This window comes from Streptomyces sp. NPDC101152, from assembly GCF_044768275.1.
Taxonomy (GTDB): Bacteria; Actinomycetota; Actinomycetes; order Streptomycetales; family Streptomycetaceae; genus Streptomyces.
The window spans coordinates 34,569-55,640 of sequence record NZ_JBIWPO010000006.1 but is presented as its reverse complement, the minus strand read 5'-3'; the positions used below and the strand labels follow the sequence as shown (position 1 = coordinate 55,640).

General features: G+C 73.1%; 24 protein-coding genes. 8 read left to right on the top strand and 16 right to left on the bottom strand.

Going from position 1 to position 21,072, the window contains the following annotated elements; genetic code table 11:
* Positions 1 to 20: 20 nt before the first annotated feature.
* From ACIRVK_RS10020 to ACIRVK_RS10000, 5 genes are all read right to left on the bottom strand, one after another.
* Positions 21 to 713: a VOC family protein gene (locus ACIRVK_RS10020; protein WP_404245055.1), complete on the bottom strand. Its 693-nt coding sequence runs from the start codon at positions 711 to 713 to the stop codon at positions 21 to 23.
* A gap of 29 nt (positions 714 to 742) precedes the next feature.
* Positions 743 to 1,747: an LLM class flavin-dependent oxidoreductase gene (locus tag ACIRVK_RS10015; RefSeq protein ID WP_404245053.1), complete on the bottom strand. Its 1,005-nt coding sequence runs from the start codon at positions 1,745 to 1,747 to the stop codon at positions 743 to 745.
* 48 nt (positions 1,748 to 1,795) lie between these two features.
* Positions 1,796 to 2,218, bottom strand: coding sequence for a (2Fe-2S) ferredoxin domain-containing protein (locus ACIRVK_RS10010; RefSeq protein WP_404245051.1), 423 nt, complete (start codon positions 2,216 to 2,218; stop codon positions 1,796 to 1,798).
* A 69-nt stretch (positions 2,219 to 2,287) separates the two neighbouring features.
* The gene (locus tag ACIRVK_RS10005) at positions 2,288 to 2,635 is read right to left on the bottom strand and encodes a hypothetical protein (RefSeq protein ID WP_404245049.1); all 348 of its coding nucleotides are present in this window, start codon (positions 2,633 to 2,635) and stop codon (positions 2,288 to 2,290) included.
* A gap of 62 nt (positions 2,636 to 2,697) precedes the next feature.
* Entirely contained in the window at positions 2,698 to 3,717 is a 1,020-nt protein-coding gene (locus tag ACIRVK_RS10000) for an aldo/keto reductase (protein WP_404245047.1), read from the bottom strand.
* 147 nt (positions 3,718 to 3,864) lie between these two features.
* On the opposite strand from ACIRVK_RS10000, the gene ACIRVK_RS09995 reads away from it, so the two are divergent.
* Positions 3,865 to 4,455, top strand: a complete 591-nt coding sequence (locus ACIRVK_RS09995; RefSeq protein WP_404245045.1) for a TetR/AcrR family transcriptional regulator — start codon at positions 3,865 to 3,867, stop codon at positions 4,453 to 4,455.
* Positions 4,456 to 4,548: 93 nt separating this feature from the next.
* Entirely contained in the window at positions 4,549 to 5,040 is a 492-nt protein-coding gene (locus ACIRVK_RS09990; protein WP_404245043.1) for a hypothetical protein, read from the top strand.
* Positions 5,041 to 5,068: 28 nt separating this feature from the next.
* Here the strand turns inward: ACIRVK_RS09990 and ACIRVK_RS09985 are convergent, their stop codons facing one another.
* Positions 5,069 to 5,284, bottom strand: a complete 216-nt coding sequence (locus ACIRVK_RS09985) for a dodecin (RefSeq protein ID WP_404245041.1) — start codon at positions 5,282 to 5,284, stop codon at positions 5,069 to 5,071.
* 227 nt (positions 5,285 to 5,511) lie between these two features.
* Between ACIRVK_RS09985 and ACIRVK_RS09980 the strand changes: the two genes are divergently transcribed.
* Entirely contained in the window at positions 5,512 to 6,771 is a 1,260-nt protein-coding gene (locus ACIRVK_RS09980; RefSeq protein ID WP_404245039.1) for an extracellular solute-binding protein, read from the top strand.
* A 26-nt stretch (positions 6,772 to 6,797) separates the two neighbouring features.
* On the opposite strand, the gene egtD is transcribed toward ACIRVK_RS09980, so the two are convergent.
* From egtD to egtA, 4 genes are read right to left on the bottom strand one after another with little or no spacing between them, the layout of a single operon-like run.
* The gene (egtD, locus tag ACIRVK_RS09975; RefSeq protein WP_404245037.1) at positions 6,798 to 7,760 is read right to left on the bottom strand and encodes an L-histidine N(alpha)-methyltransferase; all 963 of its coding nucleotides are present in this window, start codon (positions 7,758 to 7,760) and stop codon (positions 6,798 to 6,800) included.
* Positions 7,757 to 8,548 carry an ergothioneine biosynthesis protein EgtC gene (gene egtC / locus ACIRVK_RS09970; RefSeq protein ID WP_404245035.1) on the bottom strand — a complete coding sequence of 264 codons (792 nt, stop codon included), beginning with the start codon at positions 8,546 to 8,548 and terminating at the stop codon, positions 7,757 to 7,759. Before egtC ends, egtD begins: the two co-directional genes overlap by 4 nt.
* A complete protein-coding gene (egtB, locus tag ACIRVK_RS09965; RefSeq protein WP_404245033.1) occupies positions 8,548 to 9,870 on the bottom strand; it encodes an ergothioneine biosynthesis protein EgtB in 1,323 nt (440 codons plus the stop codon). Before egtB ends, egtC begins: the two co-directional genes overlap by 1 nt.
* Entirely contained in the window at positions 9,867 to 11,177 is a 1,311-nt protein-coding gene (egtA, locus tag ACIRVK_RS09960; protein ID WP_404245031.1) for an ergothioneine biosynthesis glutamate--cysteine ligase EgtA, read from the bottom strand. The genes egtB and egtA overlap by 4 nt, the downstream gene beginning before the upstream one ends.
* A gap of 290 nt (positions 11,178 to 11,467) precedes the next feature.
* Here egtA and ACIRVK_RS09955 point away from each other — a divergent pair, with 290 nt between their 5' ends.
* Positions 11,468 to 12,325, top strand: a complete 858-nt coding sequence (locus tag ACIRVK_RS09955; RefSeq protein WP_404245029.1) for a TIGR02452 family protein — start codon at positions 11,468 to 11,470, stop codon at positions 12,323 to 12,325.
* A gap of 42 nt (positions 12,326 to 12,367) precedes the next feature.
* On the opposite strand, the gene ACIRVK_RS09950 is transcribed toward ACIRVK_RS09955, so the two are convergent.
* On the bottom strand, positions 12,368 to 12,751 hold the full coding sequence (locus tag ACIRVK_RS09950) for a hypothetical protein (RefSeq protein WP_404245027.1): 384 nt from the start codon (positions 12,749 to 12,751) through the stop codon (positions 12,368 to 12,370).
* 116 nt (positions 12,752 to 12,867) lie between these two features.
* Between ACIRVK_RS09950 and ACIRVK_RS09945 the strand changes: the two genes are divergently transcribed.
* Together ACIRVK_RS09945 and ACIRVK_RS09940 are read left to right on the top strand one after the other, a co-directional pair.
* Positions 12,868 to 13,530 (top strand): helix-turn-helix transcriptional regulator, encoded by a 663-nt coding sequence (locus tag ACIRVK_RS09945; protein ID WP_404245025.1) that lies wholly within the window; start codon positions 12,868 to 12,870, stop codon positions 13,528 to 13,530.
* Positions 13,531 to 13,543: 13 nt separating this feature from the next.
* Complete coding sequence (locus ACIRVK_RS09940) at positions 13,544 to 13,975, top strand: hypothetical protein (protein WP_404245556.1); 432 nt, start codon at positions 13,544 to 13,546, stop codon at positions 13,973 to 13,975.
* A 40-nt stretch (positions 13,976 to 14,015) separates the two neighbouring features.
* Here ACIRVK_RS09940 and ACIRVK_RS09935 read toward each other — a convergent pair whose 3' ends face one another.
* Together ACIRVK_RS09935 and ACIRVK_RS09930 are read right to left on the bottom strand one after the other, a co-directional pair.
* Positions 14,016 to 14,462 (bottom strand): type II toxin-antitoxin system PemK/MazF family toxin, encoded by a 447-nt coding sequence (locus ACIRVK_RS09935; RefSeq protein WP_404245023.1) that lies wholly within the window; start codon positions 14,460 to 14,462, stop codon positions 14,016 to 14,018.
* A gap of 46 nt (positions 14,463 to 14,508) precedes the next feature.
* Entirely contained in the window at positions 14,509 to 15,495 is a 987-nt protein-coding gene (locus ACIRVK_RS09930; protein ID WP_404245554.1) for an endonuclease/exonuclease/phosphatase family protein, read from the bottom strand.
* Positions 15,496 to 15,870: 375 nt separating this feature from the next.
* Between ACIRVK_RS09930 and ACIRVK_RS09925 the strand changes: the two genes are divergently transcribed.
* Together ACIRVK_RS09925 and ACIRVK_RS09920 are read left to right on the top strand one after the other, a co-directional pair.
* Positions 15,871 to 16,566 carry a response regulator transcription factor gene (locus ACIRVK_RS09925; protein ID WP_404245021.1) on the top strand — a complete coding sequence of 232 codons (696 nt, stop codon included), beginning with the start codon at positions 15,871 to 15,873 and terminating at the stop codon, positions 16,564 to 16,566.
* Entirely contained in the window at positions 16,559 to 17,671 is a 1,113-nt protein-coding gene (locus ACIRVK_RS09920; protein WP_404245019.1) for a sensor histidine kinase, read from the top strand. The genes ACIRVK_RS09925 and ACIRVK_RS09920 overlap by 8 nt, the downstream gene beginning before the upstream one ends.
* 18 nt (positions 17,672 to 17,689) lie before the next feature.
* Here the strand turns inward: ACIRVK_RS09920 and ACIRVK_RS09915 are convergent, their stop codons facing one another.
* The 3 genes from ACIRVK_RS09915 to ACIRVK_RS09905 form a co-directional block, all read right to left on the bottom strand.
* A complete protein-coding gene (locus ACIRVK_RS09915) occupies positions 17,690 to 19,177 on the bottom strand; it encodes an SPFH domain-containing protein (RefSeq protein ID WP_404245017.1) in 1,488 nt (495 codons plus the stop codon).
* A gap of 167 nt (positions 19,178 to 19,344) precedes the next feature.
* Positions 19,345 to 19,563 carry a hypothetical protein gene (locus tag ACIRVK_RS09910; RefSeq protein WP_207929898.1) on the bottom strand — a complete coding sequence of 73 codons (219 nt, stop codon included), beginning with the start codon at positions 19,561 to 19,563 and terminating at the stop codon, positions 19,345 to 19,347.
* A 26-nt stretch (positions 19,564 to 19,589) separates the two neighbouring features.
* A complete protein-coding gene (locus ACIRVK_RS09905; protein ID WP_404245015.1) occupies positions 19,590 to 21,014 on the bottom strand; it encodes an amidase in 1,425 nt (474 codons plus the stop codon).
* Positions 21,015 to 21,072 lie beyond the last annotated feature (58 nt).

The following is a 21,072-nucleotide window of genomic DNA, read 5'->3' as shown; positions in this document are numbered from 1 at the left end:
CCGGGCGGACCGGGCGCGGGTCAGTCGTCCCGGCCCTGCCAGGTGGTCACGCAGACCTCGTTCCCCTCCAGGTCGCACAGGATCCAGAACGCGGGGGCGCGGGTCGCGGACACGAGTCGGCCCCCGGCCGCGAGCGCCGCCTCGATCCGCCGGGGCGCCTCGTCGTGGGGGACACAGATGTCGAGGTGGAGGCGGTTGCGCTGCGGACGTGGCCGGTCCATCCGCTGGAACCAGACGGCCGGTCCGAGCCCGGCCGGGTCGACCAGCGGATCCTCCGGTCCACCCCGGTCCGGCTCGTCGACGTAGCCCAGGACGGCCTTCCAGAACGGCCGGATCTGGGCGATGTCCAGCGCGTCGACCGCGACCTCCACCAACTGGACCGAGCGCGAAGCCTGGTCCCCGGTTCCCGGGTCCGTCCGCAGCCCGCTCTCCCGCACGGCCGCCGAGATCCGCCGCGCGAGCTCGACGTCGCGGGCGGTGACCGCCGCGTGCTGAGTCGACTGCAGAGCGAACAGGACCAGTCCAGGCCGGACGTCGACCTGGAGATGCCGATCGGCGTCCTCACCGCACACCGCGACCACCGTCGACGCCAGCGCGACTCCCCGCGCCAGCGACCCGACCGGGACGGACGTCCGTAGCGTGCCCAGCAGGTAGCGCCAGCCGTGGTCGTGCACCGCCGCGGACGCCTCCGGCCGGCTCACTGGTTGCCCCATCCCGCCATCCTCGCAGCCCGGGGACATGCTCAGGACCGGCCGGCGAAGATCCCGGCCAGTCGGCGGTACGAGTCCACCAGCGCCGTCCTGTCGTACGTGCTGGTCGTCACCAGCACCTCCTGCGCGCCGGTCTCCTTCAGCACCGTCTCGAGCTCATGCGCGACCTGCTCCTCGGTGCCGGCGATGTGCCCGGCGAGCCCGGTCTCGTAGAAGCCGCGTTCCTTGGCGGTCATGGTCAGCGCCTCCACGCGCTCGGCCGGGGCGAGGGGCGGGAAGGTGCCGTGCGTGCGGGAGTACGCCATGGACCAGGCCTCCGGGACCAGCAGCCGCCGCGCCTCCCACGGTGTGGCGGCCACCGCGATCGTGCCGGAGATGACCACGTACGGCTCCTCGGCCCAGGCGGACGGCCGGAACCGGGCGCGGTAGTGGTCGATGCCGCGCAGCATCTTCTCCCTGTTGCGCAGATCGCCGATGACCATCGGCAGACCGGCGCGGGCGGCGATGGCGGCGCCCTCGCCCATCGCCAGCACGAAGGGCGGCACGGTCAGCCCCTCGGCGGGACGTGCGTGGACGCCCGTGGGGGACGTCCCGGTGAACCAGCCGAGCAGTTCCCCCAGTTGCCCGGCGAAGTCCTCGGCGTCCTCCTTGTCGCGGCCCAGCGCCCTGCGCACGCCCTCGGTGAAGCCCACGGACCGCCCGAGCCCCATGTCGATCCGCCCGGGGAAGAGCGACTCCAGCACCCCGAACTGCTCGGCCACCACCAGGGGCCGGTGGTTCGGCAGCATCACGCCACCGGTGCCGACCCGGATCGTCCGCGTCGCGCCGGCCACGGCGGCGGCCAGCACGGTCGGCGCGGAACCGGCGACCCCGGGCACCCCGTGGTGCTCCGAGACCCAGAACCGGTGGTACCCGAGCCCCTCCACCTCCCGCGCCAGCCGCACGGTGTCCCGCAGGGCCTCGGCGTTCGCGTGGCCCTCGCGGATGCGGGAGCGGTCGAGGACGGAGAAACGCGTCTGCGCGATCACGGAGCTCATGCGGGGTTCAACGCCGTACGGCCGCCAGGATTCCGCGCGCAAGCCGGGTCACCGGCGGCCGCGTACCCGGGCGTCCCGGGGCGGCCGGATGAACTGCAGCTCCAGTGTCGCCGGCGGCTCGGCCACGCCGGGCCCGCCCGCCGCCGCCCAGTCGACGAGTTCCTCGGTGCTGTCGTCGTCCGTCGCGAAGCCGATCCACGTCGCCCGGCCGCCGGCCCGGCGCCCCGCGGCCGAGGGCTGGACGACGATGACGTTGGCCTGGTCGCAGGGGCCCAGGCAGTCGGTCGTACGGACCTGGAAACCGGACTCGGCGGCCGCGGCGCGCAGGCGCTCCAACTGCCAGGCGTGGTCGGCGCCGGGGAGCTTGCGCGGATCGCCGCAGCAGCAGCCCCGGCACACGACGAGCGTGCAGGGACGCTGCTGCGCGGCGCCGATCAGGGTCGTACGGGGGGCGGGGAACCGGGATCGCATGGGACAAGCATGATCCATGCGCCCGCGCTGCCCTGCCACCGGGGCCGACGGGTCACCGGCGACGTCGGATCACTCCGGCTGGGCCAGGGCGTCCTTCTGCAGTTGCACCGCCGCCACCAGGGACAGTCCCGGCTCCGCCTGGCGCAGCGCCTTCACCGCCGCGACCGAGGCGACGTCCCCGGTGAAGCCGACGGCGGCCAGCCGGGAGCGGACCCAGCGCCCGCGCACCTCGGACCCGGTGGCGGCGGCGGTGGACTCGGCGAGTTCGACGGCGCGTTCCAGACCCGCGCGCTCCTGCGGCGGGGCGTCCGCCAGCGCCTGGCGCAGGGCGGCCGCGATCACGCCCGCGTCGCGCAGGAGGATGGTGGCGTCTTTGGACGGTCCCAGGATTCCCATGAGGGCCAGGCTGGTGGCCATGTGCCCTGCTTGCCAAGCCACTTGAGCATTTCCAGAGGCTAGGGCGGGGCGCTCCACGAGGTTCAGCGGCGGCGCAGCGACGGGTCGAGCAGCGCGGGCGGGGTGTCGTGCTTCTCGTGCGGGGCCAGGTCGGTGCCGGGGGCGACGATCGCGTCGATGGCGTCCAGTACGTCGGCGGAGAGCACCGTGTCCGCCGCGGCGAGCTGCGTGTGCAGATGGTCCAGGGTGCGCGGGCCGATCAGGGCGCTGGTCACGGCGGGGTGCGCGGTCACGAAGCCGAGCGCGAGCTGGATCATCGTCAGGCCGGCCTGGTCGGCGACCTCCGCCAGCCGTTCCACGGCGTCGAGGCGGGCCTGGTTGTACGGCAGGGTGGTGTCGAAGCGGTCCGGCATGAACGCCGAGCGGCTCGTGGAGACGTCCCGGCCCGCGCGGACGGCACCGGAGAGCCAGCCCGAGGCCAGCGGGCTCCAGGCGAGCACGCCGAGCCCGTACTCCTCGGTCACCGGCAGGACATGGCTCTCGACACCGCGCTGCAGGATCGAGTAGCTGGGCTGCTCGGTGACGTAGCGGCCCAGGTGGTGCTCGCGGGCGGCCCACTGGGCCTGCACGATGCGGTACGCGGGGAAGGTCGAGGAGCCGAAGTAGCGGATCTTTCCCGCGCGTTGGAGGTCGGTGAGGGCGGACAGCGTCTCCTCGTCGTCGGTGGTCGGGTCCCAGCGGTGGATCTGGTAGAGGTCGACGTGGTCCACACCGAGGCGGCGCAGGCTGTCGTCCAGGGCCGTGACCAGCCAACGGCGTGAACTGCCCCGGTGGTTGCGCTCGTCGCCCATCGGCATGGTGGCCTTGGTGGCCAGCACGACGTCGTCGCGGCGGCCGGCGAGGGCCTTGCCGACCATCTCCTCCGACTCGCCGTCGCTGTACATGTCGGCGGTGTCGACGAGGTTGATCCCGGCCTCCAGGGCCGCGTCGACAAGGGCGGTGGCCTCGTCCTGGGTGGTGCGGCCGATCCGGCCGAAGTTCATCGCGCCGAGTGCGAGGGAGCTGACCTGCACGCCGGTGCGGCCCAAGGTGCGGTACTGCATGACTGGGGTCCTCCGTCGGGATGAGAGGGCGTGGCTTGGTGGCGGGTCCGCGCTCTGGCATCATGGGAGAAGTAAGCGGAACCCTGTTCCGGAACAGTACGGAACGGTGTTCCGTTTTGGCAAGCGCGAGGTGGAGGGAGCGGCACGGTGAGCGGCGGTGACGAGGGCGCGGAACCTGCGGCCCGGTCCGGGCGCAAGGACGCCCGGCGCAACAAGGAGGCGCTGCTCGACGCGGCCGCCTCGGCCTTCGTCGCGTCCGGCGTGGAGGCGCCGGTGCGGGACATCGCGGCCCGGGCCGGCGTCGGAGTGGGCACCATCTACCGGCACTTCCCGACCCGGGCGGACCTGATCATCGCCGTCTACCGGCACCAGGTCGACGCCTGCGCCGAGGCGGGGCCGGCACTGCTGGCGAGCAGTGCGACGCCGTACACCGCGTTGCGGGAGTGGATCGACCTCTTCGTCGGCTTCCTCGTCACCAAGCACGGGCTCGCCGGGGCGCTGCAGTCCGACAACGCCGGGTTCGAGACGCTGCACGCCTACTTCCTCGACCGGCTGCTGCCCGTCTGCACCGAACTCCTGGACGCGGCGTCGGCCGCCGGTGAGATCCAGGCGGGCCTCAAGGCCTACGAGCTCCTGCGCGGCGTCGGCAACCTCTGCATCGGCGCCGACAACGACCCCCGCTACGACCCCCGCCGCCTGGTCGACCTCCTCGTCGCGGGCCTGCGGCGACGCGACTGACCGAGGCCCGCCTGAGGGGTCGTTGCACTATGCCCGCCCGGGTCGCGCGGCCTGATCGGACGTTCATAGCGCTACGACCCCTAAGGTGGGGGCGTGACCGACAGTGCCGCGCGGCCCCTCGCCGTCTTCGACCTGGACAACACGCTCGCCGACACGGCCCACCGCCAGCGGTTTCTGGAGCGCAGGCCGCGCGACTGGGACGCCTTCTTCGCCGCCGCGCCCCACGACCCGCCGATCGCCGAGGGCATCGCGATGGTGCGGGAGAACGCCGAGGAGTGCGCCGTCGTCTATCTGACCGGGCGGCCCGAGCGCTGCCGGCGCTCCACGCTCACCTGGCTCGACACGCACGGGCTGCCCGAGGGGCGGCTGTACATGCGGCGCGACGACGACCGCCGGCCCGCCCGCCGCACCAAGCTGGAGATCCTGCGCCGGCTCGCCCGCACCCGCCGGATCCGGGTGTTCGTGGACGACGACGAACTGGTCTGCCTGGACGCGGAACGGGCCGGCTTCAGGGTCGTGCGGGCGCGCTGGAGCGCCCCGTCCGCCGCGCTGAAGGCGGCGCAGGAGGGGGAGGGGCGTACCTGAGGCCGGTCGGGATCGCCCGAAGGGGCCGTCAGTCCGACTCGTCGAGCCGGAAACCCACCTTCAGGCCGACCTGCCAGTGGGCGATCTCCCCCTCCTCGATCTGCCCCCTGACCTGGACCACCTCGAACCAGTCCAGGTTCCGCAGCGTCTGCGTCGCGCGGCTGATGCCGTTGCGGATGGCCTGGTCGACGCCGTCGGGCGAGGTGCCGACGATCTCGGTGACCCGGTAGGTGTGGTTCGTCATGCGGGTGCTCCTCTCCGTACGCCCGTGTTGACCGGAGCGTCACGTGTGTCACGCGTCACTCCACCGTGCCCCAAGCTGCGGCGGAGCGCGAGACGTCGGCCCGCGCTCCCGGCGCCTCTTGACGCCGCGTATTGGTCCATACCAAACTCCGGCACACCCGTAAGAGCCCTCCGCTCGCCCCCCACGCCGGGCCCCTTCCCTGTCCGTCAGACAGAACAGGACCGACCGTGAGACGCCGCAGCCTCCTCGCCCTCGCCTCCCTCGGTCCGCTCGCCGGGTGCGGACTCGTGCCCGGCGGAGGGGGCCGGCGCACTGTCACCGTGTGGCTGATGAAGGACAGCGCGTCCACGGACTTCCTGCGCCGGTTCACCGAGGCTTTCGAGCGCGAGCACACGGCCTACCGCCTGGACGTCCGCATCCAGCAGTGGACCGGCATCGGCCCCAAGGTCCGGCACGCGCTCGACGCCGACTCAGGGGACGGGCCCGACGTCATCGAGGTCGGCAACACCCAGGTCCCGCAGTACGTCGAACGCGACCAACTGCTCGACCTGACACTGGAGTCGGCCCTGCGCTGGGGCGGCGACGACTGGCTGCCCGGCCTCGCCCAGCCCGGACAGCTGATGTCCCACCAGTACGGCATCCCGTGGTACGCGGCCAACCGCGTCGTCATCTACCGCAAGGACCTCTTCGCGCAGGCCGGCATCACCGCTCCGCCCCGCCCGCGCGACGAGTGGCTCACCGTCACCGAGCGCCTGAACCGCGGGGGCACCCAGGGCATCTACCTCGCCGGCCAGGACTGGTACACGCTCGCCGGCTTCATCTGGGAGGAGGGCGGCGAACTGGCCGACGACGGCGGGGGCGACGGCGTCGGCTGGCGCGGCGCGCTGGACACCCCGGCCGCGCTGCGCGGCATGGACTTCTACCGGCGGCTGCAGGCGCTCGGCCACGGACCGACCGGCTCGGACGAGGAACACCCCCCGCAGGCAGGGGTGTTCGCCCACGGAAGGGTCGCGCAGATCGTGGCCGTACCGGGTCTCGCCCGGACCGTCGTCCAGCAGAACCCGGACCTGAAGGGCAGATTGGGTTTCTTCCCCGTGCCCGGCAGGGTCGCCGGCCGGCCCGGTGCCGTCTTCACCGGCGGTTCCGACCTCGTCGTACCGAACAACACTAACGAGCACGACGGCGCGGTGGCCGTCGTCGCCGCGCTCACCGGCGCGAGGTGGGACACCGAACTGGCCCGCACCATGAACTACGTCCCCAACAAGAGGTCGCTCGCCCGGGCCGTCGCCGGTCAGGAGGGGGTCGCGGCCATGGCGGCCGGCGCCGCCCGGGGCCGGGCCACCCCGGCCACGCCGCAGTGGGGCGCGGTCGAGGCGGACAACCCGATCAAGCAGTACATGACCAGGGTGCTCACCGGCTCCGACCCGGCGACCGAGGCCCACCGGGCCTCGCGGCGCATCACCCGGGCACTGAACGCCCTGGGGTGAGCGGCGCCCTCAGGCCTCCGGCCGGGTCAGCGCACCACACTCAGGGACAGCGCGAAGCGGCTCGCGCTGTCCGTCCACCAGTGAGCCAACTCCAGCCCCGCGGACGCCAGTTCGGCGCGCACTCCCTCCTTGCGGAACTTCGCCGACACCTCGGTGCGCAGCTCCTCGCCCTCCGCGAAGTCGACGGCCAGGTCCAGCGCCGGGATCTTCACCGTCTGGGTGACACGGGAACGCAGCCGCATCTCGATCCACTCGTTGTCGGCGTCCCACAGCGCCACGTGGTCGAAGGCCTCGGGCTCGAAGTCGGCGTGGAGTTCGCGGTTGACGACGGCCAGGACGTTCTTGTTGAAGGCCGCCGTCACCCCCGCCACGTCGTCGTACGCCCGTACCAGCACCTGCTCGTCCTTGACCAGGTCCGTGCCGAGCAGCAGCGCGTCGCCGGGGGAGAGCAGGGAGCGGACCGCGGCGAAGAACGCGGCCCGTTCGACCGGCAGCAGGTTGCCGATCGTGCCGCCGAGGAAGGCGATCAGCCGCGGTCCGGGCGTCTCGGGAAGGGTCAGGCCGGCCGTGAAGTCGGCGATGAGGGCGTGGACCTCGAGGCCCGGGCGTTCGGCGATGAGCGCGTGCCCGGCCTGGGTGAGGGCGCTCTCACTGACGTCCACGGGGACGTACGTGCGCAGCTCGCCGAGCGCGTCGATGACGTACCGGGTCTTCTCCGAGGAGCCGGAGCCGAGTTCGACGAGCGTGCGGGCCCCGGTCGCGGCCGCGATGTCGCCGGCCCGGGCGACCAGGATCTCGCGTTCGGCGCGGGTGGGGTAGTACTCGGGCAGTTCGGTGATCTGCTCGAACAGCTCGCTGCCGTGGGCGTCGTAGAACCACTTCGGCGGGAGCGTCTTGGGCGTGCCGGTGAGGCCCTGGAGGACGTCCGCGCGCAGGGCGGCGTCGGTGGCGTCCTCGGGCAGGGTGCGGGTGAGAAGGAACGGACTCACGTACGGGGCTCCTTCGTCGGTACGGGGGCCGAGGTCTCGCTCGGCTCCTTGAGGGGGGTGAGCAGCACGTCGGTGCGGCTCGCCGCGAGCAGGGTGCGGTCGGGCACCTCGTGCCAGTGCGGATCGTCGTCGTAGGGCTCGGAGGCCACGACGGTGCCGCGGCCGGGGGTGCTGAGGTACCAGAGGGTGTCGCCCCAGGCGGTCGCGGTGATCGTCTCGCCGTTGGTGAGCAGCAGGTTGAGCCGGGAGGAGGGAGCCGCCTCGGCGACCTCGAGCACGGTGTCGGCCAGCGCCTGCCCCTCGTCGTCACCGGCCCGCAGCCTCGCCAGGACCAGCGCCCACACGAGCGCCGAGTCGTTGCGGGCCTCCAGCGACAGCACGTCGACGGCGGACAGGCGCTCCACGAGCGGGGCGAGCGACTGCGGCCAGCCCCGCACGGCACCGTTGTGGCTGAACAGCCACGGCCCGGTCGCGAAGGGGGCCGCCGCGGCCTCCGCGTCCGCCCCCGACAGGGTCGCGTCGCGTACGGCGGCCAGCAGCGCCCCGGTGCGCACCACCCGCGCCAGGTCGGCGAAGGACAGGTCCGCCCAGATGGGCCCGGCGCGGCGGTACCGCGCCGGCACCGGGTCGCCGTCGGCGTACCAACCCACCCCGAAACCGTCGGCGTTGACCGTCCCGTACCGCTGCCGTCTGGGCGCCCAGGACTGGCGGTGGAGACTGTGCGCGGGCTCCACCAGCACCCGGCCGAGCGGCTCCTCGGGCCCCAGATAGGCGAGGTGACGGCACATCAGACGCCTTCCGCGGACCGGGCGGTACGGAATCCGGAGAAGATCTGCCGGCGGATCGGATAGTCCCAGTTGCGGAACGTGCCCCGGCAGGCCACCGGGTCCACGGCGAACGAACCGCCGCGCAGCACCTTGTACTCCGGTCCGAAGAACACCTCCGAGTACTCCTTGTAGGGGAAGGCCTCGAAACCCGGGTACGGCAGGAAGTCGCTGGCCGTCCACTCCCACACGTCGCCGATCAACTGCCGTACGCCGAGCGGCGACTCGCCGGCCGGGTAGCTGCCGGCCGGGGCCGGGCGCAGATGCCGCTGGCCGAGGTTGGCGTCCTCGGGCGCCGGGTCGGCGTCGCCCCACGGGTAACGCGTCGAGCGGTCGCCGGCCGGGTCGTGCCGGGCGGCCTTCTCCCACTCGGCCTCGGTGGGCAGCCGCCGCCCGGCCCAGCGCGCGTACGCGTCGGCCTCGTACCAGCACACGTGCAGCACGGGCTCGTCGGGCGGCACCACCTCGGTGACGCCGAAGCGGCGCCGCAGCCACTGCTTGCCGTCACGGTGCCAGAACAGCGGCGCGGTGATGGAGTGGCCCCGGACGTGCGCCCAGCCGTCCGCCGTCCACCAGCGTTCGTTCTCGTAGCCGCCGTCGTCGATGAACGCCTGGTAGGCGCCGTTGGTGACCGGCGTGGTGTCGATGAAGAAGGGCGCCACCTCGCGCCGGTGCGCGGGCCGCTCGTTGTCCAGCGCCCACGGCTCGGTCGAGGTGCCCATGGTGAACGGGCCGCCCGGGACGAGGACTTCGGCCGGTCCGGTGAACAGCTGTACCGGGTCCGGGTCCGGGGCGGTCAGCGCCTGGGGCCCCTCGCGGAGCTGATGGGTGATCAGCATCGTCTCGTCGTGCTGCTGTTCGTGCTGGGCGATCATCCCGAAGGCGAATCCGGCCTCCGTGAGCCGGGTCGTGCCGTGGAAGCGGGCGCTCTCCAGCACGTCCATCACCCGCCCGCGCACCTCGGCCGCGTACGCGCGGGCCTCGGCCGGCGGCAGCAGCGGCAGCGAGGGGCGCTCGGAGCGAGGGTGCTCGAAGGCGTCGTAGAGGCCGTCGATCTCGGGGCGCATCGCCTCCCGGCCGGCGACGGCCCGCAGCAGCCACAGCTCCTCCTGGTTGCCGATGTGGGCGAGGTCCCACACCAGCGGGGACATCAGCGGCGAGTGCTGGGCGGTGAGGTCGGGCTCCTCGACACAGCTGGTCAGGAGCGTGGTGCGGGCACGCGCGGTGGTCAGGGTGGTCAGGGCCCGCTCACGGAGCGTCTCGGCGTCGATGGCGGGGTCGGTCATGTGCGGAGGTCCTTCCCATGGGTGCGCCCGGCCATGCCGTCCACATGGTCGAGCAGCTCGTCGGCCGGGGTGCGGCCCTGAGCGACATAGCGGTCCCGGTACGCCGTGACGGCGGCCGTGACCTCGGGGGTGGCGCCGATCCGGGGCAGCGCCTCGATCGCGGCGGCGAAACAGGTGACGGCCGCCTCGTGCAGCTCGGGGTCGGCGAGGGCCGAGCGGGCCGCGTCCAGCCACAGCGGATTGTGCGGCGCCGGCAGCGCCATGGCCCGCTCCGCCAGGGGCTTCACCGTGCGGTAGGCCCTCTCGGCGGCCTCCGGGTCGTCGAAGAGCGCCGTGGTCACGGCGAGCGGGACGATCCAGCCGTCCTCGCCGGGCTGCGCGTCGATCATGCGCAGTTCCAGGAAGCCGCGCGGCCTGACCGGCGGGAACAGGGTCGTGATGTGGTAGTCGAGGTCGGCGCGGGTCGGCGGCCAGGGCGCCCCCGACCTGGCCCACTCCCGGAAGGTCAGCCCCTCCGGAACGTCCCAGGACACGCCGTCGCGCCGTACGCACATCACCGGCGAGTCCAGTACGTGCCGGGCCCAGGCGGCACGGGGGTCGCCCTCCAGCGGGGGCCCACCCGCGCGGCCGGTGCCGATCTCCATCCAGGCGAGCTGCCGGGTGGAGCGCCAGCCGGTGGGCTCGTGGTCGGCCAGCGGGGAGTTGGCGAAGGCGGCCACCAGGACCGCGCCCAGCTGGTGCGCCAGCCACCAGCGCCGTCCGTGGCCGAGGGGGCCGGGCTCCTCGTACCCGGCGTCCAGGCAGACCTGAACGGAGGCCGAGGTGCACATCATGCGGCGGCCGGCCGGGCCGGTGCGGTCCAGGCACGTCTCCATGGCGTCGTAGCGCGGCTCGTGCAGGAACCGGCGCGGGGAGTGCCAGGGGTCGTTGCCGATGCCGGCGAGGCCGAGCCCGTGCCCGGCGAGCGCCGTGCGGACGGCGTCCAGGTCGGCGGAGACGGTGCCGACGCACTCCATCAGGGAGGCGGCGGGCGGCGAGCTCAGCTCCAGCTGGCCGCCGGGCTCGACGGTGAGCGCCGACCTCAGGGACACGGTCCGCAGAGCGGCGTAGGCCGCTCGGAGTCGTTCGTGTGTGACGGGGAGCCGCGGATCGCGCAGCTCGTGGACGAGCCATTCCAGTTCGACCCCGACACCTCGGGGCGGGCCGGTCTTGAAACAGATGCCCCGGACCAGAGCCTCCACCTCGGCTTCGGTGAGGGCGGTGCGAGGCTCCGTACAGTCGCTGCAGTCGGTCGCTGAATCGGACATGTCGGGATCCCTTCTGAGGTTCCTCCATGCCGCCGGCCGGGACCGCCAGGTGCCCGAACGGCGACACCCGTCCCACCCAAAACCCTCGTGCCGATTCGCACAAGGGTGCGTGGCGGCGCGTTCCGACTCGGTCATCTCCTCGTTCCGGGCGTTCCCTGCGGCTTTCCTGGGTGTTCACGGACGCGGAAAACTCTGTTGCACCAGATGTCCAGCATCACCCACGATGCCTGCATGAGCACGACGGGGGAGCGCGCGGGGCGCGCGAGCACGGCGCCGACGGGGGTGGCGCCGTGAGCGCGCGCCTGCGCGGCATCGCGCGCCAGACGGAAGAGATCGTGGCCGCGGGGGCCTATCGCGCGCCGGACGGACACGAGGTGTCCATCGGTACGGCCGTGCGGGCCGCCCGGGCCGGTACGCGCATGTACGGGCCCGGGCCGGTGCCGGTACCCCGATCCGTCCCCGCCGACACGGTGATCGAGGTCACGGGCGAGAGCAGCCTGGAGGCGGCCCGCCGGGTCGGCGGCGAGGTCGCGGTGCTGAACTTCGCCTCCGCCCGCAACCCCGGCGGCGGTTTCCTGAACGGCGCCCAGGCGCAGGAGGAGGCCCTGTGCCGCGCCTCCGCGCTGTACACGTGCCTGCTGGAGGCTCCGGAGTTCTACGACCACCACCGCGCCCACCGCGACCCGTTCTACACGGACCGTGTCATCCACTCACCGGCCGTCCCCGTCTTCCGCGACGACCGCGGCCGCCTGCTGGACGAGCCGTACACCGCGGGCTTCCTCACCGCGGCGGCCCCGAACGCGGGCGTCGTCCGCCGTACGGCGCTCGAGCGGGCCGGTGAACTGCCGGACGCCCTCGCGACCCGCGCCGAGCGGGTGCTGGAGACGGCCGCGGCCCACGGCTACCGCCGCCTGGTGCTGGGCGCCTGGGGCTGCGGTGTCTTCCAGAACGAGCCCGCGCAGGTGGCCGCCGCCTTCCGGGCCCTGCTCGGACCGGACGGCCGCTTCGCCCGGACCTTCGAGCACATCACGTTCGGCGTCCTGGACCGCACGACGGGCCAGAAGGTCCTCGAAAGCTTCGAACGCGGGCTTCGAACGCCGGCGAGGCCCCCGCAGACGGGGGATGCTGCGGGGGCCTCACACAGGTAGACGGACGAAGGGCGGGCCGCGTTCCCGAGCCGGCGAGATTGTTCAGCGCGCCCGGCCGATCCGCATGCCGGGGCGGCGGCGGTGCACGGTCATATAGGCGAGACCCTCGTCGCCCGCCGTGATGCCACGGGTCGAGCCGTGGGGCAGCCAGAGCAGGGCGCCCGACGTGAGGGGCCGCTCCTCGCCGTCCGTGCCGGCGTGCAGGATGCCGGCGCCCGAGACGACCAGTACCAGCACGTCGAGGTCGGGTTCCGTGTGCGCGGCGATATGCCGGCCCGGGGTCAACCGCACCAGGTTGGCGTCGAGTTGGCGGCCGCTCTCGGCGAGCTTCCACAGCACGCCGGCGGCGTCCGGTGCCTCGTCGAGCACGGCGGCCGTGTCGCACAGCACGCGCGGTGCCGGCTCTTCCTCGTGAACCTGTGCCATCGGTTCCTCTCCGCTCTCGGCGCCCTCCTGGATCCGCCGGATCCGCGCTCAATTATGACAGGTAATATTTGGAGTAATTCTGCCGCCGACGCTGCTTCCGGGAGAGGGGGGCCGGTATGACCGCCAGGCGTACGAGTCCGCGCCGCGGCGAGGTGCTCGCCGTGCTGCGGGCCGCCGCGGCTCCGCTCGGTGTCGCCGAGACGGCCGAGCGCGTCGGCGTCCACCCCAACACCGTGCGCTTCCACCTGGACGCGCTGGTCGCCGACGGGCTCGTGGAGCGGCACCCGCAGGAGCCCGCCGGACGAGGGCGTCCGCGTACCGTCTACGCCCCGCGGCCCGGCATGGACCGCGGCGGAAGCCGGGGCTACGAACTGCTCGCCCGGATGCTGCTCAGCCGGCTCGCCGCCACCGGGCCCGGGGCGACGGCCGCCGCCAGGGAGGCGGGCCGCGAATGGGGCCGTTTCCTGGTCGGGCCGCCGCCCCCGTTCCGGCGGCCCGCGCCCGAGGAGTCGGCGGCCCGGCTGGTCGGCCTGCTGGACGACCTCGGCTTCGCGCCGGACCCGGAGGACGGCCCCGTACCGTCACGGATCCGGCTGCGGCACTGCCCCTTCCTCGAACTCGCCGAGGAGTACGGCCAGTTGGTCTGCCCCCTCCATCTCGCACTGATGCAGGGCGCGTTGGACGAACTCGGGGCCCCGCTGACCGCGACCGACCTGGAACCCTTCGCCGAACCCGACGCGTGCCTCGCCCACTTGGCGCCCGCGCCCCGCACTCTCTAGAAAGGCAGACTTGATGTACCCCACGTGGGCCGCGACAGCGGTCGCCGTCACCTTCGTGTGGCTCGGGATGGTGCTGGCGATCTCGTTCCTGGAGGCGCCGCTGAAGTTCCGTGCCCCGGGCGTGACCCTCCCCATCGGGCTGGGCATCGGGCGGCTGGTCTTCCGGGCCCTCAACGCGGTGGAGGCCGTCCTCGCGGTGGTCGTGGTCGCCACGGTCGCCGCGGGCCATCCGACGGCCCGCGTCGTGGCACCCATCGCCGCCGCGGCCGTCCTCCTCCTCGCCCAACTCCTCGTCGTGCGCCCCCGCCTCAACCGCAGGTCGGACCGTGTCCTCGCGGGCGAGGACCTGCCCCGCTCACGAGAACACCTGTACTACATCGCCCTCGAGGTCGCCAAGATCACCGCCCTGATCGTGCTGGGCGTGGGGCTGCTCACCCTCACCTGACAACCCACCGCAGCGGCCGAGCAGTTCACGCGGCGCGCACTCAGCTCCACCCGTACCGCTCGGCCAACCGCTGCCGCACCAGGTTGAACCGTCCCCGGTCCAGTGCGCAGGCCTCCCGGCGCATGCCGTCCTCGTGCAACCGCAGCACCCGGTCGACGTCGACCCACGAGTCGCGGCCCGACCGGTCCCACGGGCCGCTGCCGATCGCCACCCACTCCCGGTCGCCGTCGTGCCGCTTGCTGGACAGCCGGACGGCGAGCAGGGTGCCGGCGGTCTCGCGGGCCACGACCAGGACCGGACGGTCCTTGCCCCGGCCGTCGTTCTCCTCGAACGGCACCCAGGTCCACACGATCTCACCGGGGTCGGGGTCGCCGTCGTGCGCGGGGGAGTACTCGGTGCGCACCCTGCCGATCTGGTGCGGGTCGGCCTCGGTGGTGGCGCCGGGGCCGAAACGGCCGGGGACGTTCTCATCGGTAAACGCAGTCACGCAGGCACCTTAGAGGACCGGTCGCCCGGGGCGGCCTGCGCGCTGTTCACCAGCTGATCCGGGCCGCCACGGGCAGATGGTCGCTGCCGGTGGCGGGCAGCACCCACGAGCTCCGCGGCTGCACCCCCCTGACCAGGATCTGGTCGATCCGCTCCACCGGGAACGCGGCAGGCCAGCTGAAGCCGAAGCCGTCCCCGGCCACGTCCTGGGCCGAGCGGAAATGTGACGTGAGGCCGTCGAAGGCGCGGTCCTCCAGGGTTCCGTTCAGGTCGCCGAGCAGCACCGTCCGCCGCTCGGGCTCGGCGGCGACGGCCTTGCCGAGCGCCACCGCACCCCGGTCCCGCGAGTCCGTCCAGAAGCCCACCCGGGGATTCACCCGGACCGACCCCAGGTGGGCCACGTACACCGCCAGCGGTCCGTGCTCGGTGGCGACGGTGGTGCGCAGCGCACGGTTGTAGACCAGCTTCACGGCGGCGGGCTTGGTCGCCCCCAGCGGCCCGTAGTCCATCGCGGTGTCGACCGGCCGGGTGTCCGACAGCGGCAGCCTGCTCCACACCCCGACCGTGCCGAGCACCGCGTGGTAGCGATAGGCCTTGGCAAGTGCCCGCTCGTACACCGGCTTCGCCTGCGCGGTGATCTCCTCCAGCGCCAGCACGTCCGCACCGGAGGCTGCCAGGTCGCGGGCGGTGCCGGCCGGGTCGGAGTTGTCGGCGCTGACGTTGTGGGTGGCGATCATGAGGTCACCGCCCGCGCGGGACCTGTCGATCAGCTGCCCGCCGAAGAGGGTCAGCCACGCCGTGACCGGCAGCAGCAGCGCGAGCAGGGCCGAGGCGGACCGGCGCCACAGCGCGAGGGCCAGCAGCACCGGGACGAACAGGCCGAACCATGGCAAAAAGGTCTCCACCAGACTGCCCAGGTGGCCGATCCGGTTCGGCACGGCCGCGTGCAGCAGCAGGAGCAGGCCGAGCAGCAGCGCGGACGCGGCGACCACCGGGCCGCGCTTCCAGGGCTCCGGCCGGCGGGCGCCCCTGATCGTCCGTCGGACGCGTGCCCGCCAGGAACCCGGGCCGGGGTCCGGGCGGCCCGCGCCGCCCTGCCCGGTCTCCGCCGCATCCACCCCTGCCTTCGTCCTGCCGGGGAACGCCGGCCGCTGTTGACGTAGAACGCGACCCCGTGGGCCTCGCCCAGCGCGCCCCGGTGCGCTCCGCGACGAGCCTGGGCGAGGAAAGCCGTCGAGTCGGGCACGGAGGACGTCGCCGGCGACGAGGAGCCACCGCATCCGGTGGGTCGTCGTCCGTGCCGAGGGCGGGAGGAGATGCATGCCGCCAGTCAAGGCAGCGCGGTGTTGCCGGCCCGTATGCGGTTTTCGATACGCCGACGATATGCGCCCCCTCGTAGCATCGACGGCATGCGTGTGCTGATCGTCGAGGACGAGCCCTATCTGGCGGAGGCCATCCGCGACGGCCTCCGCCTGGCAGCGATCGCGGCCGACATCGCCGGCGACGGAGACACCGCTCTGGAACTGCTGGGCGTCAACGCCTACGACATCGCCGTCCTCGACCGCGACATCCCCGGGCCCTCCGGTGACGAGATCGCCCGGCGCATCGTCGCCTGCGGCAGCGGCATGCCGATCCTCATGCTCACCGCGGCCGACCGGCTCGACGATAAGGCCTCCGGATTCGAACTCGGCGCCGACGACTACCTCACGAAACCCTTCGAACTCCAGGAACTCGCGCTCAGGCTCAGGGCCTTGGACCGCCGCCGCGCCCACAGCAGGCCTCCCGTGCGGGAGATGGCCGGGCTGCGCCTTGACCCCTTCCGCAGAGAGGTCTACCGGGACGGCCGCTACGTCGCCCTGACCAGGAAGCAGTTCTCGGTGCTCGAAGTCCTCGTCGCCGCCGAGGGGGGTGTGGTCAGCGGCGAGGAACTCCTGGAGCGGGCGTGGGACGAGAACGCCGACCCGTTCACCAACGCCGTGCGCATCACCGTCTCGGCGCTGCGCAAGCGTCTCGGCGAGCCCTGGATCATCGCCACCGTGCCCGGTGTCGGCTACCGCATCGACGCACGAGCCGGCGCCGCGCACGAGGGAGCGGACAGTGGATAGGGCCCCCGGGCTGAGCGTCCGCGTCAAACTCACCCTCAGCTACGCCGGGTTCCTCATGCTGGCCGGCGGTCTGCTGCTCGCGGCGGTGTGGATGTTCCTCCTGCGGTACGTGCCCAACCGGGCGATGCTCATCAACCCCGACGACAGGCTCTCGGCAGGGGTCTTCCCCATCCGCAACAGCCTCCTGCGCGTCTTCGCCCCGAGGGCGGCCGAAGTGCTCGCGCTGCTGCTGGTCTTCGGTCTGGTGGGAGGGTGGATCCTCGCCGGCCGCATGCTCGCCCCCCTGTCCCGCATCGCCGACGCCACCCGAACGGCCACCTCCGGTTCGCTCTCGCACCGGATCCGGCTGCCGGGCCGCAGGGACGAGTTCCGCGAACTTGCCGACGCCTTCGACGCGATGCTCGAACGGCTCGAGTCGCACGTCGCCGAACAGCGGAGATTCGCCGCCAACGCCTCGCACGAGCTGCGCACCCCGCTGGCGATCTCGAAGGCGCTCCTCGACGTGGCCCGCACCGACCCGACGCGCGACACCGGCGAGCTCATCGACCGGCTGCACGCCGTCAACACGCGGGCGATCGGCCTCACCGAGGCCCTGCTCCTGCTCAGCCGCGCCGACCAGCGGTCCTTCACCGAAGAACACGTCGACCTGTCCCTGCTGGCGGAGGAGGCCACCGAAACCCTCCTGCCGCTCGCGGAGAAGCACGGCGTGACGGTGGAGACGTACGGCGACATCACCCCCACGGACGGATCGCCGGCGCTCCTGCTGCAGCTGACCACGAACCTCGTGCACAACGCGATCGTCCACAACCTGCCGAAGGGGGGCACCGTGTGGGTCAGCACCCGTGCCCGCCCCGGGACAGTGACACTGACCGTCGAGAACACCGGCGAGGACATCGGCCCGGAGCTGGCCTCGACCCTCACCGAACCGTTCCGGCGTGGCACCGAACGCATCCACGCCGACCACGCGGGGGTGGGCCTGGGCCTCGCCATCGTGAAGACCATCGCCCACGCCCACGACGGAACACTCACCCTGACACCGTGCTCCGCCGGCGGGCTCCGGGTAACCGTGGAACTACCCACCACGGCCCCGCCCGCCGACGGATGACGCCCCCGACAGCCCGGCCTATCCCTCCTTCTCCACCGGCACCTTCTGCGACGGCGGTGCCGCGATCCCGTTGAGGGACGGCGAAGTCCCGTTCGCCGCCTGGCCGTTCTGGTTCATCGAGGCCAGCAGCTGGCGGGCGAGTCCCAGACCCGTGCCGCCCATGGTGAGCGCCTTGGCGAGCATGTCGGCCATGCCGTCCGCCCCGTTGAGCACCACCATGTTGTCGACGCTGCCGAAGGCGGACGCGCCGGCCTTGACGATCTCCGGCCAGTTCTCGGCGAGTTGCTGCGCGACGACGGCCTCCTGGTTCTCGGCGAGGGCCGCGGCCCGCGCCTTGATGGCCTCCGCCTCGGCGAGCCCCTTGGCCTTGGTCGCCTCGGCGTCCGCGAGACCCCTGGCCTGCGCTGCCGCCGCCTCGGCCTCACCGGTGGCCCGGGTCGCGGCCGCCGTGGCGGCACCCCGGGTCTTGGTCGCCTCGGCCTCGGCGCCCGCGGCCGTCTTGACCCGGGTCGCCTCGGCCGCCGCCGCGAGCTCCGTCTCCTTCGCCTTGGCCTCGGCGGCCGAGATCCGCGCGTCACGTTCGGCCTCGGCCAGCGTGCGCTTCTCGTAGGCCTGGGCGTCCGCCGGCTTGCGGACGTCCGCCTGCAACTGCTGTTCACGCCGGTGCGCCTCGAGTTCGGCGACCCGTGTCTCCTGGACGACGACCTCCTGCCGGGCCGCGGCGTCGGCGAGCGGACCGGCCTGCCGCGCCTTCGCGGCCGCCTTGTCCCGCTCGGCCTGGTAGCCGGCCTGCAGGATCTCACTGTCCCGCGTCGCCTCGGCCATCCGCGCGAACGACTGCTGCTCGGCCTCGGTGGCCAGCCGGTTCGCCTCCGCCTGCGCGATGCGCGCGTCCCGCTGGACGGCCGCCGCGTGCGGCATCGCCAGGTTCTGGATGTACCCGGTCGGATCCTCGATCTCGTGGATCTGCAGGGAGTCGACGATGAGCCCCAGCTTCTCCATCTCCGTGCCGCAGGCGGCCCGGGTCTGCGCGGTGAGCTTCTCCCGGTCGCGGATCATGTCCTCGACCGTCAACCCTCCGACGATGGACCGCAGATGACCGGCGAACACGTTGTGCACCCGCTCGGCCATCAGCTTCTGCTGGTCCAGGAACCGGCGGCTCGCGTTGGCGATCGACACGAAGTCGTCGCCCACCTTGAAGATGACCACGCCCCGCACCTTCAGCGGAATGCCCTGGTGGGTCACGCAGTCCACGTGCAGTTCGGTCTCGTTCAGGTCGAGCGACAGCTTGCGCACCGCCTGCACCCCGGGCAGCACCAGCGTGCCGCGCCCGGTGACGATACGGAATCCCATGCCCTCCTCCAAGCCCTCCGTACGGTGCTTGGAGCCGGAGATGACCAGCGCCTCGTTGGGTTCCGCGACGCGCCACATCGCCTTGAACAGACCGATCAGAGCGAGAACGGCGACGACCACCACTCCCGCAACGACGCCGACGATCATCGGCATACGCCCCCTTTTGATGGTGCCCTCTCGGCACCGAACGAAGGGAGTGTGCTCCCGCGCGGCGCCGGCGTGAAGACGCCGGCGAATCCTTGTCGTTTTCTTGACGGACGCCCCCTTGCGGCGGCTCTCACCTGCGCGGAAGCGGGCTCACGTGTCGGCCGCGGGACGGCTCAACCGTCGTACGCCTCGGTCACGTACACCGTCCGCGGGGGCAGGTACTCCACCACCATCACGACCGTGCCCCGCTCGATCCGCGCGGTCCCGGTGGCCGGATAGGCGAGGAAGTGCTCGGCGCCGCCGCGCACCCGCACGATCACCTCGCCGACGAGCCCGGGCCCGACCGTGCCGGTGACCCGCCCCATGAGCCCGACCATCGACGCATCGTCCATGGCCACAGGGTACGGACCCACTCCGCCTACGTCGCCGGTGAGTCCGTGACGGCCTCGACGGGCGGCCACGCCTCGTGCCAGCGCAACTCCGCCTCCAGTTGCGCGGCGAGGGAGATCAGCAGCGGTTCGCTGCCCTCGGGCCCGAGGAGTTGGGCACCGACGGGCAGTGAGTCCCCGACGAACCCGGCCGGGACGTTGACGCCCGGCCAGCCCAGCACGTTCCACGGCCAGGCATAGGGGCAGGCGGCGATCATCGCCCGGTCGGTGGCGAGACCGCCCAGCCGCAGCATCGCGCCGACGCGGGGCGGGGGAGCGGCCGTGGTGGGCGCGAGGACGACGTCGTACGACGTGAAGAACGCGCCGATACGACGGTGCAGCACCGCCTCCGCGCGCCGTGCCGCCTGCAGGGGCGCCCCGCCGAGCAGCCGCCCCAGCCGGGCGGCGTCCCGCGTGCGGCGGTCGAGGAGCGCGGGGAAGGGCGCCTCGCTTACGCGTTCGGCGAGACCCGCGGTCGCGCGGGGGACGAAGGTCAGCCCGATCCGGCCGTAGGGCGGGTCGGCCTCCTCGACCACGTGCCCCAACCGGGCGACCCGCTCGGCTAGTTGGAGCACCCGCTCGCGCACCTCCGGACCGAGGCGGGCGGGCAGGGCGGTGAACGGAGGCTTCAGCGCGAGCGCGACGCGCAGCCGGCCGGGGTCGCGGCCGACCGCGTCCAAGGCGTCGACCCGGGCCGGCCGGTGCGGGTCGAGGTCGTGGTTGCCGCTCGCCGCGTCCAGCATCAGGGCGGCGTCCGCGACCGTACGGGCGAGGGTGCCGTTGACGGTGATGCCTTGGAAGGACTCGCCGCGGGGCCAGGTGGAGATGCGGCCGCGCTGGGGCTTGATGCCGACGAGGTGGGTCCAGGAGGCGGGGATGCGGACGGAGCCGGCGCCGTCGGAGCCGAGCGCGGCGGGCACGAGACCGGCGGCGACGGCGGCGGCCGACCCGCCGGAGGAGCCTCCGGGGGTGTGTTCGGGGTTCCAGGGGTTGCGGGTGACGCCGAAGGCGGGCCCCTCGGTGAAGGGCCACTGCCCGAACTCGCAGGTGTTGGTCTTGCCGATGACGACGGCTCCGGCCGCCCGCAACCTCCGTACCGCCTCCCCGTCCCGGGTGACGGGCGGGAATTCCCCCTCGCAGCCGAACGCGGTCGGTTCGCCGGCCACGTCCATGTCGTCCTTGACGGCGACGGGCACGCCGAGCAGCGGTGCGCGGCGGCCGGCCGCGAGGTCCCGGTCCGCGGCGTCGGCCTCGGCGAGGGCGGCCTCGGCCCGGACGACCCGGAAGGCGTTGAGGGTGGGCTGAGTCGCCTCGATCCGCGCCAGTGCCCTCTCGACGAGCGCACGCGAGGTCACCTCACCGGCGGCCAGCGCCCGCGCGGACTCCACCAGACCCGCGGCACGGTCGAACGTCATGGGCACCTCCGGGAACGCTCTGACTACTGCACAGTAACCTCCACCGGCGGCGGCGGCG

Coding starts and splice junctions, on each gene's coding strand:
- ACIRVK_RS10020 (WP_404245055.1), bottom strand. CDS start 713: ATGGGGCAACCAGTGAGCCGGCCGGAGGCGTCCGCGGCGGTGCACGAC.
- ACIRVK_RS10015 (WP_404245053.1), bottom strand. CDS start 1,747: ATGAGCTCCGTGATCGCGCAGACGCGTTTCTCCGTCCTCGACCGCTCC.
- ACIRVK_RS10010 (WP_404245051.1), bottom strand. CDS start 2,218: ATGCGATCCCGGTTCCCCGCCCCCCGTACGACCCTGATCGGCGCCGCG.
- ACIRVK_RS10005 (WP_404245049.1), bottom strand. CDS start 2,635: ATGGCCACCAGCCTGGCCCTCATGGGAATCCTGGGACCGTCCAAAGAC.
- ACIRVK_RS10000 (WP_404245047.1), bottom strand. CDS start 3,717: ATGCAGTACCGCACCTTGGGCCGCACCGGCGTGCAGGTCAGCTCCCTC.
- ACIRVK_RS09985 (WP_404245041.1), bottom strand. CDS start 5,284: ATGACGAACCACACCTACCGGGTCACCGAGATCGTCGGCACCTCGCCC.
- egtC (WP_404245035.1), bottom strand. CDS start 8,548: ATGTGCCGTCACCTCGCCTATCTGGGGCCCGAGGAGCCGCTCGGCCGG.
- egtB (WP_404245033.1), bottom strand. CDS start 9,870: ATGACCGACCCCGCCATCGACGCCGAGACGCTCCGTGAGCGGGCCCTG.
- egtA (WP_404245031.1), bottom strand. CDS start 11,177: ATGTCCGATTCAGCGACCGACTGCAGCGACTGTACGGAGCCTCGCACC.
- ACIRVK_RS09950 (WP_404245027.1), bottom strand. CDS start 12,751: ATGGCACAGGTTCACGAGGAAGAGCCGGCACCGCGCGTGCTGTGCGAC.
- ACIRVK_RS09945 (WP_404245025.1), top strand. CDS start 12,868: ATGACCGCCAGGCGTACGAGTCCGCGCCGCGGCGAGGTGCTCGCCGTG.
- ACIRVK_RS09940 (WP_404245556.1), top strand. CDS start 13,544: ATGTACCCCACGTGGGCCGCGACAGCGGTCGCCGTCACCTTCGTGTGG.
- ACIRVK_RS09925 (WP_404245021.1), top strand. CDS start 15,871: ATGCGTGTGCTGATCGTCGAGGACGAGCCCTATCTGGCGGAGGCCATC.
- ACIRVK_RS09915 (WP_404245017.1), bottom strand. CDS start 19,177: ATGCCGATGATCGTCGGCGTCGTTGCGGGAGTGGTGGTCGTCGCCGTT.
- ACIRVK_RS09910 (WP_207929898.1), bottom strand. CDS start 19,563: ATGGACGATGCGTCGATGGTCGGGCTCATGGGGCGGGTCACCGGCACG.
- ACIRVK_RS09905 (WP_404245015.1), bottom strand. CDS start 21,014: ATGACGTTCGACCGTGCCGCGGGTCTGGTGGAGTCCGCGCGGGCGCTG.